We start from the raw sequence: 1,435 nt of genomic DNA on the forward strand, positions 1-1,435 counted from the left end.
TTGTTTTTCAATTGGGGCTAATAATTTTTTAGTTACTTTTTGAATATAAAAATTTGGGTTTAAATGATTTAAAATTTTATTTAATTTAATTGGTGTTTGGTGCAAAATATTTAATAATTTATTATTATATACTTTGCTACCACGCATTAAATTAGCATTTAATAGTAGGTTTTTACCAACACCTTTTTTATGAAGATTAGTCATAATGTTATATCACTCATTAGTATTAATTTTGCTTATTTTATCAATATTTAATCCATATTCAGACAATCATTTATTAGCATTTTTTTCATTTACGCGTGGTATTTTTTGAACTAATGTAGGACTTATTTTTTGAATATTTTTTTCAATTTTTAATAAATTATTAATTGTTTCTAAATTAGAAATTTTAAAACCTTTATAAAAATCATTTCGGGCTAATTTTCCAATTGTATATAATAAAGTTTCATTATTAGCCTGTTTTGTAAAATCAAATATTAATTTATCAGATAAAACCTTTTTACCCGTAACTTGTTTTACAACATCTTCTAAATTATTAGCAGTTATTACACCTAATTTTTCAAGTAGTTTAGTTTCTTTTGCTAATTTTAAAATTCTAGTTGTGCGAGCAGCACGCGTTAATTTTCCTATCCCACCAATTGCTGGTAACAAATTTAAGGCAGTACTTTTTACTGTCACTTCTGATGTTAATTTATCATATATTTGATTTACAGCAAAATCGGTTGCTGTTTCTACTCCAAACGAGATAAATGCTGCGACAAAATTAGATAATCCCGCACCAAGACCAACAGCAGATGCTACACCACCAGTTAAAACTGATAAACCAAGGGCTAAAACTTGAATTCCTAAAAATTCTAATAACTGTAAACCAAAACTTTTTTCTTGTTGTTGGATTGACAATCTAGTTGGATTTTTTTTAACAGCATAAATAAGGGCTGTTTTAGATGTTCCAATTGGCATATCTATCAAACAAAAAAGTACTATTTTTTAGTACTATTAAGAATTTTTAATTTTAACATCAATCGGATTTGTTTGACCACTAGCATTGTTTTTACCTTCAATTTGAACTTCAACAGTTTTATCATTTGTAATATTAATTGGTCAATCTTCACCTTTACTTTCAATAAAGTAATCGAAATCACTTTCAGTTAAAGAACTATTTACTGCTTTTACCGCTTTTAAAACAACATCTTTAAATTGTGGTTTTAATTGTTCTGGTGTTGTTTTTGTTGGGTCTGCAACATGAATAGTTGGTTTATCTAATTTATTAATTTTACTAATATTAATTTTTGCAACAATATGTTTAATAATTCCTTTGGGTTCAACTACTGCTCCACCTAAATATAAAACTCTTTCCATAATCAAAGTATTACCCATTCCAGTACCTAACGCAGCAGCACCAACTCTTAACGGAGTATGGTCTTTTTTGCGTAAA

General features: G+C 27.0%; 2 protein-coding genes. Both read right to left on the reverse strand.

Annotated features, from left to right (window positions below; translation table 4 throughout):
- On the reverse strand, positions 1 to 960 hold a 960-nt coding region (locus D9R21_RS06435), incomplete at its 3' end, for a hypothetical protein (protein WP_148108875.1).
- Positions 961 to 996: 36 nt separating this feature from the next.
- On the reverse strand, positions 997 to 1,435 hold a 439-nt coding region (locus D9R21_RS07590), incomplete at its 5' end, for a hypothetical protein (protein WP_158613969.1).

Source organism: Spiroplasma endosymbiont of Megaselia nigra, from assembly GCF_003987485.1.
Classification (GTDB): Bacteria; Bacillota_I; Bacilli_A; order Mycoplasmatales; family Mycoplasmataceae; genus Spiroplasma.